This window comes from Mesorhizobium sp. M7A.F.Ca.MR.362.00.0.0, from assembly GCF_004023175.1.
Taxonomy (GTDB): Bacteria; Pseudomonadota; Alphaproteobacteria; order Rhizobiales; family Rhizobiaceae; genus Mesorhizobium.
On sequence record NZ_RZTF01000891.1, the window covers coordinates 1 to 571 of the forward strand.

Here is a 571-nt window from a genome sequence, read left to right on the forward strand (position 1 = left end):
GATCAGCACTTCGACGCGCCCGCCGCAGCATTGGCCGATTTCCGGGCCTAGCGGGACGTCCAGGGTAGCGCAGACTTTGTCAACCTCGATGCGGGTTCCCCTCCCCCTCGAGGGGAGGGTGGCGGCGAAGCTGCCGGGTGGGGTCGGATCGACCGGGCTCGACGTCGTGGCGGTGCCTTCTGAGAGGGCGTTCGTCGCTGAAAGAGCCAAATCGTTGGCTTTTTCTCGGCCTTCGGCCCATCGTTCCTCACCCCCCTCGAGGGGGGAGAGGACGCCGAGCTCTTGGCCAACCCTTTGCACATAGCGGGACAGGATCGGCGACAGGTAGGCATCGACCACCGCGGTGTCGCCGCGGCCGACCAGCTTGATCAGTGGCGAGACTTCATGGCTGACCGAGACCTGGCTGAAACCAAGCTTCCGGCAGACTTTTGCCACCGCCTTCTCGTGGTCGGGGTATTTCCAGGCGTGCATGAAGACGATGGCGACCGCATCGATGCCATCGGCCCTGGCCTGTTCGATCGCCGGCCGGCAGGCGGCGATGTCGAGCAATTGTTCGACGCGGCCATCGGCG

Annotated in this window: 1 pseudogene; it reads right to left on the reverse strand. The window is 65.3% G+C overall.

The features are described from left to right. Positions 1-273 precede the first annotated feature (273 nt). Positions 274-571: pseudogene (locus EOC06_RS38360) on the reverse strand (hydantoinase/oxoprolinase N-terminal domain-containing protein); the annotation flags it as partial.